This is a genomic window from Bacillus sp. B2-WWTP-C-10-Post-4 (assembly GCF_009183805.1).
In the GTDB taxonomy this organism is placed as follows: domain Bacteria; phylum Bacillota; class Bacilli; order Bacillales; family Bacillaceae_G; genus Bacillus_A; species Bacillus_A cereus.
Window position 1 is genome coordinate 43,099 of the sequence record NZ_WEII01000004.1, and the last position, 16,091, is coordinate 59,189.

Consider the following 16,091-nt stretch of genomic DNA (forward strand, 5'->3'; position numbering starts at 1 on the left):
TGATACTTTAATATATAACCAATCTATTAGAGTTAGAATAACGATAAATCATTTCTACAAAAAACGAAACCTATTACGCTTTATATGGTTTATCAAAAACTCCACGAAAATATTTACGGTTATATTCAATTGCAGCATTATTCGGAACATAAGAAGCTGCTAATTCATTGTAATAATATGCTTTATCCTGCTCTCCTAACCTGCTATAACAAATACACATTTGTAAATAGGGTAGCCATGTGTAGCTAGCTGGACTATGGAAAGGACTTTCCGTTGCCATTGGTACTTCCGTAGCAAGTTTAAACCAAAATATCGCTTCATTATATTTTTCTTGTTCCATATATATATATCCTATTCTTGTACAATTCTCTCCTCTAGGGACGTCATACCGAAACGACTTCACACAAGATTCGATTGCCTTCTCCCACATTCCGAGCTTTGCATAGCAATCTCCTAACTTACCACATGCATAAATTTTCTCTTCATACCATCCTTCGTCTTGATTAAGAAATGTTTCATATAGAAGAACTGCATCATCATATTTTTGGTTATCCGTAGATTCATTTGCGTAATAAAATAAATCTCTCGGACTTAATTCTTCACCTGCCGCTACAGTATTTTGAAAAATTTTCAAATTACGATTTGTTACTTTTTTTTCTTTTTTATGTGTAATAGCAACATTACTACTAAAAACCTCACCAGAAATAGCTAAATACTCATGAACCTTTCCAAACCATTGAAATTGTTTTTCACGCTTTACAAGTCGATTTCTTTTTGTACAATATAAAGGTTTCCCGTTAGAATCCATTGCAAGGTGATAAGGCATCGAAACAGCATCAATTTTAGGATCTAATTCTCTTTTTAAAAGTTTCAATGCTTCTTGAGCATCTTCTAATAAGACGTCATCTGCATCTAGCCACAATATATACTCTTGCGTCGCTTTTGAAAAAGAAAAATTTCTTGCTGCTGCAAAATCATCAATCCACTGGAAATCATATATGTTAGAAGTGTATTTCTCTACGATTTCTTTCGTTCGATCGACGGAGCCTGTATCAACCACTATAATTTCATCCACAATTTTTTCAACTGTGTCTAAACAACGGGCTATTGTCTCCTCCTCATCTCGAACAATCATACATAAACTAATTGTAATTCCTTGCTTGTTCAACATAATCACCCTCTTCCAAATCAATCATATGTTATACATATACTAAACTTTCCATTTTTTTAAATTGTTCAAGTAGTTTAAGATTTCTTTTCAATAATTCAAATGTCCGTGTCATTTTCTTTCGGTTTTGCATCTACTATATAATGAACGCTTTATGGAGGTGAATTTATGTCAAATAATAATTATTCAAATGGATTAAATCCCGATGAATCTTTATCAGCTAGTGCATTTGACCCTAATCTTGTAGGACCTACATTACCACCGATACCACCGTTTACCCTTCCGACTGGGCCGACCGGGCCTACTGGACCGACCGGACCTACGGGGCCGACTGTACCTACGGGACCGACTGGGCCGACTGGGCCGACTGGGCCAACTGGACCTACGGGGCCGACTGGTGACACTGGGGCTACTGGACCTACGGGGCCGACTGGTGACACTGGGGCTACTGGACCTACGGGGCCGACTGGTGACACTGGGGCTACTGGACCTACTGGAGCTACTGGAGCTACTGGACCAACTGGGGCTACTGGACCTACTGGACCTACTGGACCATCAGGACTAGGACTTCCAGCAGGACTATATGCATTTAACTCCGCTGGGATTTCTTTGGATCTTGGACTTAATGCTCCAGTACCATTTAATACTGTTGGATCTCAGTTTGGTACAGCAATTTCTCAATTAGATGCTGATACTTTCGTAATTAGTGAAACTGGATTCTATAAAATTACTGTTATCGTATACACTGCAGCAGTAAGTCTATTAGGAGGTCTTACAATCCAAGTGAACGGAGTACCTGTACCAGGTACTGGAACGAGTTTAATTTCAGTTGGATCACCTATCGTTGTTCAAGCCATTACGCAAATTACGACAACTCCATCATTAGTTGAAGTAATTGTTACAGGACTTGGGTTATCATTAGCTCTTGGCACGAGTGCATCCATTATTATTGAAAAAATTGCTTAATTTTTTACTTAGCAGTAAAACTGATATCAGTTTTACTGCTTTTTCAATTTCAAATTCAATCATGAAACGTCCATTATGTACATAATCATATTGTTGTATGACATTTTGCAGGAGGCACAAATATGGAAAGTAAATCTGCTGTTCAGCTTTATCTCGAATTGCTAAAGAAGACCATTTTATTTGAAATATGGTTAGAATATGAGGCATACTTACCCGCATCTCTACATATTTCAAAAGAACTAGAATTCGAGCCAGTTACAGTCCCCCTCCCTTTATTCATTAAGCAATATGCTGAAAACCATAACTTAAAAATTGTAAAACCAAATGTTTCAAAAAGTGAACGCCATGATGGAATGGATTGGCCAAGAGCAGCACATAGCATGATCGGTCGAGAACGTATGAACCAATTACAAGAGGCAATGGAAACTGTTGTTCGTGAAAATATAGAGGGAGATTTTATTGAAACAGGTGTATGGCGCGGAGGATCGTGCATTTTTATGAATGGTTTTTTACAAGCAAACAACATTACGAATCGTAATGTGTGGGTCGCTGATTCATTTGAAGGTTTGCCAGCACCGAATCTAGAACAATATCCAAAAGATTACGGTGATTATTTGCACACATTCGATTACTTACGCGTCTCTTTAGAACAAGTACAAGAGAATTTCAAAAAATATGATTTACTAAATGATCAAGTGAAATTTTTAAAAGGCTGGTTTAAAGATACTTTACCAACAGCACCAATTGAAAAAATAGCAATTGCACGGCTTGATGGTGATATGTACGAATCCACAATGGATGGTCTCGTGAACTTATATGATAAAGTTTCTAAAGGTGGCTATATAATTATCGATGACTACGGGCTACCGCCATGCGCTGAGGCTGTGACAGACTTTAGAAACCAACGAAATTTAAAAGCCCCTATTACTAAAATTGATGTATTTGGCGTTTATTGGAGAAAAGAATAAAAAAGATTTAATCTATAGGAGATTTCATTTTCACTCATCCTTCTCTCACTTCTAATCCAATTAAGTATTCTTTTTCGGAATCTCCTTACATATAACAATTGTTTTCCTGTGTTCTCTCACTACAAATTAAAAATTTTATTAATAGATTTACTGCATCTTCTCATACAAGAAAGGGGTATACTCATGAGTGAACTTAACAAAGAAATGACTTTACTCCCCCCTCCTGAACTCGTCCAATATGTAGGTGGCGACTTCAAAAAAGTTGGAAAAGAGTTCCTAAAGCATTTTATTCAAATTGGCGCTTTAAAACCAAATGAAAAAGTATTAGATGTAGGCTGCGGCGTCGGCCGAATGGCTGTACCATTATTGAATTACTTACATGATGATGGAGCGTATTATGGATTTGATTTGTTTAAAGATGGAATTACTTGGTGTCAAAATAACATTTCAACTATGCGTAATAATTTTCACTTTGAACATGTTGACATATACAATCAATTCTATAATCCAGAAGGAAAAGAAGATGCCTCTCAATATCGTTTTCCCTATGAAGACGGGACATTCGATTTTATCTTTTTAACTTCTGTATTTACGCATCTTCTACCAGAAGAATTAGAACATTACGTATCTGAAATTGTACGTGTATTAAAAAAAGACGGGAGATGTTTCATTACATTCTTTCTTATAAATCCTGAATCGGCCTATTATTTAAATGCAGGACAAAGTACATTAGGTTTTTATCATCGAATCGAAAATTGCTACGTTGTAAATAAAGATATTCCGAATTTCGCAGTTGCTTATCCTGAGACAGATATTTGCAATCTATTGAATAAGTACGGCCTAGAAATAATCAATAAGCCGCATTACGGTTTATGGTGCGGCAGACATGAATATACAAGTTACCAAGATATTGTTCTTACAAAAAAAAGCTTCTGAAAGGAAGTTATGTATGATGAATGAAAAAAATCCACCTCTCGTTTCCATCCTTATTCCCACTTATAATCGGCCTCATTATTTCAAAATTGCTCTAGAAAGTGCATTGGCACAAACTTATTCTAATATTGAAATCATCATCGGAGATGATAGTACAAATGATGAAACAGCAACTTTAATACGTGAACAATACTTACCAAATTATAAAAATATAACATACATTCGAAATATCCCTACTCTAGGACAATTTCACAATGACCTTATGCTCATAGAAAAATCAAATGGTGAGTATATAAATTTTTTAATGGACGATGACGTGTTTTATAAGCATAAAATACAAAAAATGATGGCCTATTTTGAGCAAGATCCCAATAAAAACCTTGCTCTTGTTACTTCTTATCGAGTACGTATTGATGATCATGGAAATCTAATAGGTGATTCCCATCCAACACAAAGGTTATATAGTGAAGATACCCCATTAAACGGGATATTTTTAGGTAATTGGATGTTAAAGGGCGGACACAACATTATCGGTGAGCCTACAACTACTTTGTTCCGAAAGGAATTGCTCACTGAACCTTTTGGCACCCTTAAAGAGCGACAATATTCTTGTAGTGTTGATATGGCCTCATGGATTTCTTTACTTTCTAAAGGAAATGCAATATACATTTCTGAGCCTTTAAGTCAATTTCGCTACCATGCTGGACAACAAATACACAATAAGCTCCTTCAAGGTTGTGAAGATTTCACACACCTTGTTATAACAGCAAAAGAATATGGCTTTTTACAAAATACTACGGACTATAGAGCAGCTCTACTTAGTGCTTACCAATGGTGTAAAAGTTCCTTAAAATACTATCTTCATCAACTAGATATTTTTCCTGACGCACATGTACGTCTTTCCCATTGTTTGGATATAATTATTAAAGAGTTAAACAATTAAACTACTCTGCAAAATCAAAAGTGTATGGACTATATGTGAATTATTTGTATAGTTCATACATTCTTTCTCATACTATAAAGTGAAACTTTAATCAGCTCTCACCAATCGGGCTTTTACGGGCAGTTGATCCCCCACCGAACTTCCTCGCTTTCGCTGAATTTTGAGGTGGGGGTCTTACTGCCCATTAATGCGGGATAAAATCCATTACTATAAAGAGCAGTAGAAAGGAATACCTACATTGAAAGATCCAAATTCTCAATATCAAATAGACTACGTATTACTATTTATTTTATTTGCCATTGGGATTGTTAGTTGTTGTGCTATTGCAAGTGCGCAAGCCTCTTTACCGCCATTTTTACAAAACGTCAATTTTGTACTAAAACAAATCCAATGGTATTTCATTGGATTTATAGCCATTGGTGTTATTATGATTATCGATTTCGACCGTTATCAAAAAATCGCTTGGTATTTGTACAGCTTTGCAATGGTACTACTTATTGGACTAGAACTTCAAGTACCAGGTGCCGTTACAATTAAAGGCGCTACAGCTTGGTACAGGCTCCCAGGCATCGGAAATTTTCAGCCTTCTGAAATTATGAAATTATTTTTAATTATCGTCATTGGACGAATTATAGCAAACCATAATGAGAAATATTTTCTCCAAACAATACATGACGATTTTTTACTACTTGGAAAAATATTTGCAACAAGTTTGCCACCACTACTACTGATCGCAAAGGAACCAGATTTAGGAAATACAATGGTCATTTCAGCGATGCTTGCAGCAATGATACTAGTTTCTGGCATACGATGGCGTTTTATTTTCGGATTAGTTTCAGCTACTTTCGTGGCTGGATCTACATTAATATATATTTTTTTTACTCACACAGATTTCTTTAAAGCACATATTTTAAAAGAATATCAATTAAATCGCTTCTACGGATGGTTAGCACCTTACAAATATGATGCACAAGGATATCAATTAAGACAAGCATTCTTAGCGACTGGATCCGGAGAAATGCAAGGAAAAGGGTGGGAAAATGGACAAGTATATTTTCCAGAACCACATACAGATTTTATTTTCACTAATGTCGCTGAACAATTTGGATTTCTAGGCGCAAGTGTCATTATTTCTCTTTTTTTCTTACTCATTTTTCGAATGATTCATATTGCTTTAGAAAGTAATGACCCTTTTGGTAGTTACATTTGCGCTGGTACAATCGGAATGTTTACTTTCCAAGTATTCCAAAATATCGGGATGACAATCGGATTACTTCCCATTACAGGGATAACATTACCTCTTATGAGCTACGGAGGAAGTTCACTGCTTACATACATGATTGCGATTGGGTTCATTTTAAATGTTCGCTCAAGAACGAAAATCTTTATGTTTAAATGAACAACACAAAAACGCTATATTTTTATCTCTATCCTTTTTTAGATATACTAATGAAAAATACGATGGAGGTTTAAATATGAAATATGACATTATAGGAGATATTCATGGATGTTTCCAAGAGTTTCAAAATTTAACAGAGAAGCTAGGATATAACTGGAGTAGCGGTCTACCGGTTCACCCTGACCAACGCAAACTTGCATTCGTTGGCGATATTACAGACCGTGGTCCTCATTCATTACGTATGATTGAAATTGTATGGGAACTTGTCATACATAAAAAAGAAGCTTATTACGCTCCTGGAAATCACTGTAATAAACTATATCGATTTTTCCTTGGGCGTAATGTAACAGTCGCTCACGGACTTGAAACAACTGTTGCTGAATATGAGGCACTTCCTTCTCATAAGCAAAACATTATAAAAGAAAAGTTTATCACTCTTTATGAACAATCACCACTCTACCACATACTAGACGAAAAAAGAGTAATCATATGTCACGCTGGGATTCGGCAAGATTACATAGGAAGACGAGATAAAAAAGTACAAACCTTTGTATTATATGGCGATATTACAGGAGAAAAGCATGCCGATGGCTCACCGGTCCGTCGCGATTGGGCGCAAGAATACAAGGGACAAGCTTGGATTGTATATGGACATACACCAGTAAAAGAACCTCGATTCGTCAATCAGACAGTCAATATTGATACTGGTGCTGTATTTGGTGGCAAATTAACCGGATTACGTTATCCTGAAATGGAGACTATCTCTGTCCCTTCTTCTTTACCTTTTGTCGCTGAGAAATTCCGTCCAATTTCATAACTACCTTACTTAGCATTATTTAGGCAGATTTCATATGAAACTAGGTAAAGTAATTAAAAAAAGATGCAATAAAGTGCATCTTTTTTTAATTACACTACATATAATGTCGCAGGAGGTGACAGAATGAAGAAAAAATCTTCTAAACAAAAAAGAAAATTTCCCCCTTTATATCTGCCCATGTACGGAATTAACAACTGGTGTAGTATTCGGGCTGCAGCGATAGAAGAACTGGAAGAACAAGAGTCATCAAAAAAAAGCAAAGTAAAACCAACATATGTCTCTTTAGAAAATGCTGTGATGAGCCGCATAATCGATCGCAGAAAAATAAAGATGCAACAAAAAAATAAACAGCTTTCAAATCAAGATGAACAGATACTACATTCTAACCAAACAGAAGAAAAGACGGAAGAAAATATTTCTGTAGCAATGAATAAAAAAGTGGAACCAGAAATTCCAGCTGCTATTATAAACAAAGTAAAAAAAATAAAAGAAGCATTAGCTTCATCGAATGATATACAAATTGAAAAACCACTCATAATTGAGACACCTACACCTGAAAATACAAAAGTTAAAAGGGGCGGCCGATATGCATATGCAGAGGGGCTTCACTCTCATGCGGAGGGCATGGCAGCACATGCGGAAGGCTTATTAACACACGCAAAAGGTTCTTTCTCTCATGCAGAAGGATCAAACTCAAAAGCAACTGGACATAGTTCGCATAGTGAGGGAAGTGAAACGACAGCAGGCGGGGCTTATTCTCATGCGGAGGGTAAACAGACAATTGCTTTAGGCGAAGCAGCACACGCAGAAGGAAACGCAACTATTGCTAACGGATCCTCTTCTCATGCGGAAGGTCATCATACATCAACAGCTCATTTTGCAGGTAGCCATATTATGGGGCGCTTCGGCACTGCAGAAGAAGCTTATTCTTGGTTTATTGCAAATGGTGTAAGCGACACCGACCATAATATCGGGGCTAAATGGCTTGCTCATAATGGAGAAATGTACATTGAGGGCGCGTCTTACAATGCAAGCGGAACGGATTTTGCACAAATGTTTGAAACCGAAGGTTATAAACCTATTGATGTCGGTTATTTCGTTACATTTAGTAACGAAGAAAAAATTCGGATAGCTACTTCACGCGATTCGTTCATTTTAGGAATATCTAGTGCAACCCCTGCCCTTATAGGAAATAGCGGGGCTTTAAGTTGGCAAAAACGTTATAAAACAGATAACTTTGGAAAACGCCAATATGTATGGACGGAAGCCGAAGAAATACAACCTCTTTTAAATACAGAATGGGATCCAACTTGCAAATATGTAGCAAGAAAAGATCGCGCCGAGTGGCTTCCTGTCGGATTAATTGGACAAATGTTAGTACATGATGACGGCACTTGCGAAGCACATGGATATTGTCGTCCAAATGACAATGGCATTGCTACAAAAGCCGAAAGTGGATTTTTCGTTATAAAGCGTACGGGTGAAAACCAAATTTTAATATTATTCCGCTAAGAAAAAAGGGAACAAAATTCTTTATAATATAAGAATTTTGTTCCCTTTTTAAGTATGCCGCAACACTTCTTGCATATCGCTTGGAAGCTTTATAGTGAAAGACATCTCTTTCTCTAAAATAGGATGATAAAACGTCAAAGATTTACTATGAAGTGCTTGCCGTTTCATTTCATCCCTTCTCCCTCCATATAAGCTATCACCAAGTAACGGATGTCCTATATGAGCCATATGCACACGAATTTGATGCGTTCTTCCTGTCTCAAGCTCAAGCGCTACATGTGTCTTATGATATGTACTATCAATTACCTTAAAATGAGTAACTGCCCTTTGTCCATCCTCACAAACCGTTCGCTCAATAATGCTATCAGATTTTCGACCAATTGGTGCATCAATCATTCCTTCTCGTTCTACAATCCTTCCGTGAACAATTGCTTCATACGTTCGTTTCACAGCTTTTTGTTGATGCTGCTTCGATAAAAGATGATGCACGAAACGATTTTTTGCAATAAGCATAAGCCCCGAAGTATCACGATCTAAACGTGTTACGATGTGCACTGTACTTGCAAGGTGCTGCTTATCATAATGAGATAAAAGCGCATTTGCAACACTCCTTGTCGGATGTTCTCTAGACGGAATCGTTGACATGTTCGCCTCTTTATTAATGATAAGAACCGCGTCATCTTCATATACAATGCTTAAAGGGATATCTTCTGCCATCATCCCTTCACTTCTTTCCTCAACTGGAAAAAAGACACGTAATTCTTCACCAGCACGCAACTGATGACGAACACTCGCATGTTGACCATTTACTTCAATTGCCCCGCCGTGAAACTTTATATCCGTTAAAGCGGCTTTAGAAACGCCTTTCGTTTTCAAAAATTCCCTAACTAAAGTTCCCTCTTCAGCCGGCCCTATATCCCATTTCAATGTAAATCTGTTCAAATATATAACCCTTTCTATTTATCTGCAACAAACGAGTCACGAACTCGTTTCCAGAACGGGAATGGACGGAAACGAACAAATCGTACTTTCTCGTTTGCGACGCGATACTGGATTGATTTCACATCTTGATGAACCATCGTTAAATGATCCACTGTAATTTGTAAGTTCATTCCTGCAGCTGGCTTTAACACACATGTATGATGCTTCGGCAATACGAGCGGCGATCCTACAGTACGAAATACACGATTGTTAATGGACGCCATTTCTGCAATTTGTATCGCTTCAATAGATGGGTGAATAATCGCTCCGCCAAGCGCTTTATTATACGCGGTACTTCCTGAAGGAGTAGAGATACAAAGGCCGTCTCCGCGGAATGTTTCAAAATATTCTCCGCGTATTTCTACTTCTGTTACTAATGTACCTTCTGCACTTTTTACAGTCGCCTCATTCATCGCTAAATACTGTGACTCTTTACTTCCATTCACATAGCGAATAATAACTTCTAAAAGCGGATATTCCACCACTTGGAATGGTGTTTTTGCAATTGCAATTACTAATTTCTCTACTTCTGTCGGTAACCAATCTGCATAGAAACCTAGATGTCCTGTATGTACACCAACAAATGCCGTTTCAGCCAATCGATCATAATAACGATGAAATGCATATAAAAGCGTTCCATCTCCCCCAACAGAAATTACAATATCGGGTTCCTTTTCATCCATTATAAATCCGAAATCTAGCAAGTATTCTTTCATCGTGCTTGCCAGTGCATCTGATGATTGATCTCCCTTTGACATAATTGTAAATTTCATCGCACAACACCCTTTAGTTTATGATTCGGAATCTTTCGTTTCTTGCTTTCTTGAAAAAGCTTTCTGCGCTTCTTGAATTTCAAGACGGATAGAAGACATTTCTTCATCTAATAAAAATGCTGCTTCTGCTGCGCGTTGCAAGCGTATTTTAATATCTTCAGGAAAACGTCCACTATATTTATAATTTAAAGAATGCTCAATTGTTGCCCAAAAATTCATTGCTAGCGTGCGTATTTGGATTTCTACCAATACTTTTTGTTCACCCTGAATCGTTTGGACTGGGTAACTAATGACAACGTGATAAGAACGATAACCGCTATCTTTCTTCTGCGTGACATAATCACGTTCTTCCACGATTTCAAAGTCATTTCGTTTTCGAAGATATTCTACAACAGGCTTAATCTCATCAACAAATTGACACATCATTCGAAGGCCCGCGATATCTTGCATATCTTCTCTCAGCCGGTTCAGCGGTACATTTCTCTTCTCCGCTTTATCAATAATACTTGGAACCGACTTTACCCTTCCTGTTACAAACTCAATTGGAGAATGCTCTGTTAACATTGTAAATTGAGTACGCATTCCTTTTAGTTTCACTTTCAGCTCTGCCACCGCTTGGTGGTAAGGTGCTAAAAACTCTTCCCAATTTCGATTCATTTCAACCACCACCAAAATCAATCCATTTGCTTATAGAAATACTTTTTCTACAGCAGTTACTAGTTCTTCTCCGTAATTTGCATTACCTTCAATATTTTCAACTAAATATTCTACTTCTTCTTTTAATCCTTCTAATTCCATTTCAATTTCATTCACACGAACGAACATAACCACATCGTTATTCATCGCTTCATGCATTGCTTCCCAGCATGTGTGCGGAATACTTACATAAATGAAAGATGATTCGTTTTCTAAGATATATAAAAATGATAAATTGTCTGAGTCTACAAGTACATGATTACGTGCACTTAACTCCTTTACCTCTATTTCACTATTTTCCGCACAAAAAATAAGAGCATTCTCTCTCTTTTCTACGCTCTTAACTTGGATTTTATTTTGCATGCTCTAACTCCTCCATCTCAACTTCCTGTCTTACTTAACAGTATTATTGTATCATAACATGGACGCAAACAAATAAAACATTGAACCAAATTTATGAAAAAGCGATAATGTGTAAAGAATTATTTTTCAAAAGGAGATTATACAATGACACAAGAAATTGAAATTGAATTCAAAAATATCGTTACAAAAGAAGAATTCGATACATTATGTAAATCGTTTTCTATTGAAGCATTTACAAAACAAGTGAATCACTACTTTGAAACACCTGACTTCTCGTTAAAAGAAGCTGGCTCTGCACTTCGTATTCGTCATAAAGGAGAAACTTATACGTTAACGTTGAAACAACCTGCAGAAATCGGTTTATTAGAAACGCATCAAGTCGTAACAGAAGACGAAGCAAAAATGATGATGGAAACAAACACAATCATTCAAGGAGCAGTAGTAGATCAATTACACAAATTACAAATTCCTGTTTCTGCTTTAACATATATGGGTAGTTTAACAACAGAAAGAGCAGAAACATTATTTAAAGGCGGAACGCTTGTCTTTGATCATAGTTTCTATTACAATCACGATGATTATGAAATTGAATTTGAAGTGCAAGATGAAGAAACAGGAAAAGCTGCATTTATTGATTTATTAACGCAACATAACATACCTGTTCGCCATACAAATAACAAAGTAAAACGCTTTTTCCTTGCCAAACAAAACAAAGCACGCTAAAGTGAAAATTCCACTAGTGAATATGTTTCACTAGTGGATACATCTCACTAAAAAAGGTTACACCCGTAGAATAAGCAAAGAATCTTTGAGAAGTCTGTTTATTTGCCCTCTCGAACATTCCATTGCTACAATAGATATACATTTCATGGAAAAAGGAGTTTATAAAGGATGAGCAAGCAACCGATGACACCATTTGAAGCAATTGGCGGTGAACAATGCATTGCAATATTAGTAGATACATTTTATTCCTATGTCAGTAAACACCCTGACTTATCTCCCATCTTCCCGGAAGATTTAACAGAAACCGCTAGGAAGCAGAAGCAATTTTTAACACAATATTTAGGTGGTCCTAATTTGTACACTGAAGAACATGGGCATCCTATGTTAAGAGCACGCCATCTCCCGTTTGAGATTACCCCAAAACGAGCAGAGGCTTGGCTATCATGTATGGAGCAAGCAATGGATGATACTGGAGTGCATGGTCATATAAGAGAGTTTGTTTTTGAACGTTTAGCATTAACCGCTCAGCATATGGTTAATACTCCAAACGAAACAGGTGAAGTGTAATGGATAAGCAGGAAGCAAAGCATATAAATATGCCATCTCCTTCCGCATGCGAGCATAAGTCTGTAGAAGCATATTTATTTATTGATCCACTTTGTAAAGATTGCTGGGAAATTGAGCCTTTTATTATTAAACTATGGCTTGAATACGGGAAATACTTCTCTATTCGTCATATCGTAACAGGAAAAGTGGATGGAACGAACGCTTCCTCACACAAATGGAATAAACCTGCTAATATTCGATTTGTGTGGGAAAAGACAACCAGTTTACAAGGTTTTTCATGTGATGGAAAGGTACATATGCAAGAAGCATCGTCAACACCATATTTAGTTTCGATGGCAATTAAGGCAGCGGAGTTGCAAGGCCGAAAAGCAGGTTCGAAGTTTTTGCGAAAACTCCAAGAATACATTTTCCTTGAAAATGTATCAAACCCTGATTGCGAACTATTACTTGCATGTGCGAGAGATAGCAATATTGATGTAGAAGAATTTAAAAAAGATCTACATTCTGCTAGTGCAAAAAAAGCTTTCCAATGTGACTTGAAATTCACGAATGAAATGCATATTACAGAAATACCTTCCCTCGTCTTTTTTCATGCGAACTCAGATGAAGAAGGTATTAAAATCGCTGGAAATTATTCCTACGATGTATACGTACAATTATTGAAAGAACTTGTAAAATGTGAAATTGAGCCAGAACCATTACCACCTTTAGAAGTGCTACTAGAAGCAACACAATTTATATCTTCAAAAGAAGTAGCATTTATTTATGACTGTCCGCAACAAGAAATTGAACGCGAACTAAAAAAATTACAACTGAAACGAAAAGTACAAATGATAGAAGTAAAATGCGAACGTTATTGGAAATGGATAGCAAAAGAAAAAGACCTGGTGTAAACACCAGGTCTTCTTCTTTACGGCTTATAAAAATATTAAAGGGGATGGGAGAAATTTTCACGTTCAAACAAAGGGGTATATGTTTGTATGTGAATTCGTTCACGCTTATTATATTACAAGATTCGACGTCAGATGACAACCCCTTTTGTCGAATTTCACACTTTTGTCACATTCTAAACGTTTTCATTTTTGAATAAGCTATAAAAAAGGTCATTTAGGGGGTTTATTTATGAAAAAATCTTATATTGCTCTTCTCTTTCTAGCTGTCATCGTTTCTTTTTTCTTGTACATCCTCTCTCTACTACAAGCTTTTCCTAAAATTATTGCCTTACCTCTTTTATTCGGAATCATCGTTATCACACTCTCTTATTTCAATTATAAAAAACGATTCAAAGGGTTTTAATTTCAAAAATCAGCCGTAAAGCTATCCTTTCAGTTAGAAAAAACAAAGGAATCCACCTTTCTCTTCAACAAATATCGACATTAAATCTATTCAACAAAAAAGACGAGGATACAATCCCTCGTCTTTTTTCATTACTTTTCTTCAAATAATAATGCTTCTAATTCATTTAATTTCTCTTCAAATACTTGTAGCGCCTCTTTTACTGGTTCAGGAGATGCCATATCTACTCCTGCTTTTTTCAGCACTTCAATTGGATAATCAGAGCTTCCTGCTTTTAAGAACTCGTTAATATAACGTTCTACTGCTGGTTGTCCTTCTTCTAAAATCTGTTTAGATAGAGCTGTCGCTGCACTAAATCCTGTTGCGTATTGATATACGTAATAGTTGTAGTAGAAGTGTGGAATACGAGACCATTCTAAACCAATCTCTTCGTCGATTACTAAAGCGTCACCGAAATATTTCTTATTTAAATCGTAGTAAATTTCCGTTAGCATGTCTGGCGTAACAGCATGCCCTTCTTGTACTTTCTTATGAATAATATGTTCAAACTCTGCAAACATCGTTTGACGGAATACAGTACCACGGAACCCTTCTAAATAATGATTTAATAAATATAGACGCTCTTTCTTATCTTCTGTCGTTTTTAATAAATAATCATTTAGAAGCGCTTCATTACAAGTAGATGCCACTTCTGCTACGAAGATGGAATAATCACCATATACGTGCGGTTGTGTTTTTCTTGTATAGTAACTATGCACCGAATGACCAAACTCATGAGCAAGTGTAAATAAATTATTTACATTATCATGCCAGTTCATTAAAATATACGGATTTGTTCCATATGCACCAGATGAATATGCCCCGCTTCGTTTTCCTTTATTCTCATACACATCTACCCAGCGATTTTCATATGCCTCTTTCAAAATATCAACATATTCATCACCAAGTACGTTTAAAGATTTTAATAAAAGGTCTTGCGCTTCTTCGTATTTCACATTCATTTTCACTTCTGGTACAAGTGGTGTATATAAATCATACATATGAAGCTCATCAAGTCCTAGTGCACGCTTACGAATATCGATGTAACGGTGTAATAAATGTAAGTTGTCATTTACTGTTTCAACGAGTTGATCATATACTGCTTCCGGAATATTATTATTGCTCAATGCAGCTTGGCGAGCAGAATCATATTTACGAACACGCGCATTGAAATTATTACGTTTTACTGCTCCACTTAACGTACTTGCGAATGTGTTTTTAAATTTTCCGTACGTTTCATATACAGCTTTAAATGCATCTTTGCGAACACGAGGATCATCACTTTCTAAAAACTGAATGTAACGGCCATGTGTAATTTCTATTTCTTCTCCGTCTTCCCCTTTAATAGATGGGAATTTTAAATCCGCGTTATTCAACATACCGAATGTATTGCTTGATGAACTCATTACTTCAGATGCTTCCGCTAATAAAGCTTCCTCAGCTTCTGATAATACGTGCGGGCGTTGACGTGTAATTTCTTCTAATGCATGTTCATATACACTTAAATCTCTATTTTCCTTCAAGAATGTTTGCAGTGTATCTTCTGAAATCGATAAAATTTCAGGCACAATATACGCTGTGCTACTAGATACTTGTGAATATAAATTTGTTGCGCGATCATTTAATGCTTGATATACAGAGTTTGTTGTATCTTGATCGTAACGCATATGAGCATATGTATATAACTTACCTAATCGCATTGAAATTTCATCTTCATATTGCAATGCCTCAAGTAAATTGTCCGCAGAGTCACCAAGTTTCCCTTTAAATTCAGTTAACTTCGGCAATAGCTCTTTAATAGCTTGGAATTCTTTTTCCCATTCTGCGTCCGTTTGGAAGATATCTTCTAAGCGCCACGTACTTGCTTCTTCAATCTCGTTGCGATCTGGTAATGCTTTCGCTTTGTTTTGTTCAGACATTCTTTAAGCCCTCCTTTAAATATCTCTA

The 16,091-nt window shown here is 36.5% G+C and carries 17 protein-coding genes; 11 read left to right on the top strand and 6 right to left on the bottom strand.

Annotated features, from left to right (window positions below):
* Positions 1-73: 73 nt before the first annotated feature.
* Entirely contained in the window at positions 74-1,171 is a 1,098-nt protein-coding gene (locus GBN78_RS03785; protein WP_000932907.1) for a glycosyltransferase, read from the bottom strand.
* Positions 1,172-1,336: 165 nt separating this feature from the next.
* Here GBN78_RS03785 and GBN78_RS03790 point away from each other — a divergent pair, with 165 nt between their 5' ends.
* The 7 genes from GBN78_RS03790 to GBN78_RS03820 all read left to right on the top strand — a co-directional run bounded on the left by GBN78_RS03790 (position 1,337) and on the right by GBN78_RS03820 (position 8,706).
* Positions 1,337-2,134, top strand: coding sequence for a BclA C-terminal domain-containing protein (locus GBN78_RS03790; protein WP_152126969.1), 798 nt, complete (start codon positions 1,337-1,339; stop codon positions 2,132-2,134).
* 122 nt (positions 2,135-2,256) lie between these two features.
* Positions 2,257-3,102 carry a TylF/MycF family methyltransferase gene (locus GBN78_RS03795; RefSeq protein WP_000444386.1) on the top strand — a complete coding sequence of 282 codons (846 nt, stop codon included), beginning with the start codon at positions 2,257-2,259 and terminating at the stop codon, positions 3,100-3,102.
* 183 nt (positions 3,103-3,285) lie between these two features.
* On the top strand, positions 3,286-4,038 hold the full coding sequence (locus GBN78_RS03800; protein ID WP_001292834.1) for a class I SAM-dependent methyltransferase: 753 nt from the start codon (positions 3,286-3,288) through the stop codon (positions 4,036-4,038).
* A gap of 13 nt (positions 4,039-4,051) precedes the next feature.
* Positions 4,052-4,978, top strand: a complete 927-nt coding sequence (locus tag GBN78_RS03805) for a glycosyltransferase family 2 protein (RefSeq protein ID WP_009327247.1) — start codon at positions 4,052-4,054, stop codon at positions 4,976-4,978.
* A gap of 238 nt (positions 4,979-5,216) precedes the next feature.
* Entirely contained in the window at positions 5,217-6,377 is a 1,161-nt protein-coding gene (locus GBN78_RS03810) for an FtsW/RodA/SpoVE family cell cycle protein (RefSeq protein ID WP_000654697.1), read from the top strand.
* 76 nt (positions 6,378-6,453) lie between these two features.
* Positions 6,454-7,194, top strand: coding sequence for a bis(5'-nucleosyl)-tetraphosphatase PrpE (prpE, locus tag GBN78_RS03815; RefSeq protein WP_152126971.1), 741 nt, complete (start codon positions 6,454-6,456; stop codon positions 7,192-7,194).
* A 123-nt stretch (positions 7,195-7,317) separates the two neighbouring features.
* A complete protein-coding gene (locus GBN78_RS03820; protein WP_000730514.1) occupies positions 7,318-8,706 on the top strand; it encodes a peptidase G2 autoproteolytic cleavage domain-containing protein in 1,389 nt (462 codons plus the stop codon).
* 48 nt (positions 8,707-8,754) lie between these two features.
* On the opposite strand, the gene GBN78_RS03825 is transcribed toward GBN78_RS03820, so the two are convergent.
* The 4 genes from GBN78_RS03825 to GBN78_RS03840 are packed head-to-tail and all read right to left on the bottom strand — an operon-like array spanning position 8,755 to position 11,519.
* Complete coding sequence (locus GBN78_RS03825; protein WP_001079141.1) at positions 8,755-9,648, bottom strand: RluA family pseudouridine synthase; 894 nt, start codon at positions 9,646-9,648, stop codon at positions 8,755-8,757.
* A gap of 14 nt (positions 9,649-9,662) precedes the next feature.
* Positions 9,663-10,460 carry an NAD kinase gene (locus GBN78_RS03830; RefSeq protein ID WP_000673182.1) on the bottom strand — a complete coding sequence of 266 codons (798 nt, stop codon included), beginning with the start codon at positions 10,458-10,460 and terminating at the stop codon, positions 9,663-9,665.
* An 18-nt stretch (positions 10,461-10,478) separates the two neighbouring features.
* Positions 10,479-11,117: a GTP diphosphokinase gene (gene yjbM, locus GBN78_RS03835; protein ID WP_001081489.1), complete on the bottom strand. Its 639-nt coding sequence runs from the start codon at positions 11,115-11,117 to the stop codon at positions 10,479-10,481.
* 30 nt (positions 11,118-11,147) lie between these two features.
* Positions 11,148-11,519 carry a UPF0738 family protein gene (locus GBN78_RS03840; RefSeq protein WP_001180004.1) on the bottom strand — a complete coding sequence of 124 codons (372 nt, stop codon included), beginning with the start codon at positions 11,517-11,519 and terminating at the stop codon, positions 11,148-11,150.
* Between the two features lie 144 nt (positions 11,520-11,663).
* Between GBN78_RS03840 and GBN78_RS03845 the strand changes: the two genes are divergently transcribed.
* From GBN78_RS03845 to GBN78_RS30080, 4 genes are all read left to right on the top strand, one after another.
* Positions 11,664-12,242, top strand: a complete 579-nt coding sequence (locus tag GBN78_RS03845; RefSeq protein ID WP_000191120.1) for a CYTH domain-containing protein — start codon at positions 11,664-11,666, stop codon at positions 12,240-12,242.
* A 168-nt stretch (positions 12,243-12,410) separates the two neighbouring features.
* The gene (locus GBN78_RS03850; protein WP_000043386.1) at positions 12,411-12,809 is read left to right on the top strand and encodes a globin domain-containing protein; all 399 of its coding nucleotides are present in this window, start codon (positions 12,411-12,413) and stop codon (positions 12,807-12,809) included.
* Positions 12,809-13,702, top strand: coding sequence for a ClpXP adapter SpxH family protein (locus GBN78_RS03855; RefSeq protein ID WP_000360656.1), 894 nt, complete (start codon positions 12,809-12,811; stop codon positions 13,700-13,702). The genes GBN78_RS03850 and GBN78_RS03855 overlap by 1 nt, the downstream gene beginning before the upstream one ends.
* Positions 13,703-13,931: 229 nt before the next feature.
* Entirely contained in the window at positions 13,932-14,105 is a 174-nt protein-coding gene (locus tag GBN78_RS30080; protein WP_000750355.1) for a hypothetical protein, read from the top strand.
* A gap of 131 nt (positions 14,106-14,236) precedes the next feature.
* Here GBN78_RS30080 and pepF read toward each other — a convergent pair whose 3' ends face one another.
* On the bottom strand, positions 14,237-16,063 hold the full coding sequence (pepF, locus tag GBN78_RS03860; protein WP_000003348.1) for an oligoendopeptidase F: 1,827 nt from the start codon (positions 16,061-16,063) through the stop codon (positions 14,237-14,239).
* Positions 16,064-16,091 lie beyond the last annotated feature (28 nt).

Excerpts from the sequence above, each read along its gene's own strand:
- GBN78_RS03795 (WP_000444386.1), top strand. The coding sequence starts at position 2,257 with ATGGAAAGTAAATCTGCTGTTCAGCTTTATCTCGAATTGCTAAAGAAG.
- GBN78_RS03840 (WP_001180004.1), bottom strand. The coding sequence starts at position 11,519 with ATGCAAAATAAAATCCAAGTTAAGAGCGTAGAAAAGAGAGAGAATGCT.
- GBN78_RS03800 (WP_001292834.1), top strand. The coding sequence starts at position 3,286 with ATGAGTGAACTTAACAAAGAAATGACTTTACTCCCCCCTCCTGAACTC.
- GBN78_RS03845 (WP_000191120.1), top strand. The coding sequence starts at position 11,664 with ATGACACAAGAAATTGAAATTGAATTCAAAAATATCGTTACAAAAGAA.
- GBN78_RS03785 (WP_000932907.1), bottom strand. The coding sequence starts at position 1,171 with ATGTTGAACAAGCAAGGAATTACAATTAGTTTATGTATGATTGTTCGA.
- prpE (WP_152126971.1), top strand. The coding sequence starts at position 6,454 with ATGAAATATGACATTATAGGAGATATTCATGGATGTTTCCAAGAGTTT.
- pepF (WP_000003348.1), bottom strand. The coding sequence starts at position 16,063 with ATGTCTGAACAAAACAAAGCGAAAGCATTACCAGATCGCAACGAGATT.
- GBN78_RS03820 (WP_000730514.1), top strand. The coding sequence starts at position 7,318 with ATGAAGAAAAAATCTTCTAAACAAAAAAGAAAATTTCCCCCTTTATAT.
- yjbM (WP_001081489.1), bottom strand. The coding sequence starts at position 11,117 with ATGAATCGAAATTGGGAAGAGTTTTTAGCACCTTACCACCAAGCGGTG.
- GBN78_RS30080 (WP_000750355.1), top strand. The coding sequence starts at position 13,932 with ATGAAAAAATCTTATATTGCTCTTCTCTTTCTAGCTGTCATCGTTTCT.
- GBN78_RS03830 (WP_000673182.1), bottom strand. The coding sequence starts at position 10,460 with ATGAAATTTACAATTATGTCAAAGGGAGATCAATCATCAGATGCACTG.
- GBN78_RS03855 (WP_000360656.1), top strand. The coding sequence starts at position 12,809 with ATGGATAAGCAGGAAGCAAAGCATATAAATATGCCATCTCCTTCCGCA.
- GBN78_RS03790 (WP_152126969.1), top strand. The coding sequence starts at position 1,337 with ATGTCAAATAATAATTATTCAAATGGATTAAATCCCGATGAATCTTTA.
- GBN78_RS03850 (WP_000043386.1), top strand. The coding sequence starts at position 12,411 with ATGAGCAAGCAACCGATGACACCATTTGAAGCAATTGGCGGTGAACAA.
- GBN78_RS03805 (WP_009327247.1), top strand. The coding sequence starts at position 4,052 with ATGATGAATGAAAAAAATCCACCTCTCGTTTCCATCCTTATTCCCACT.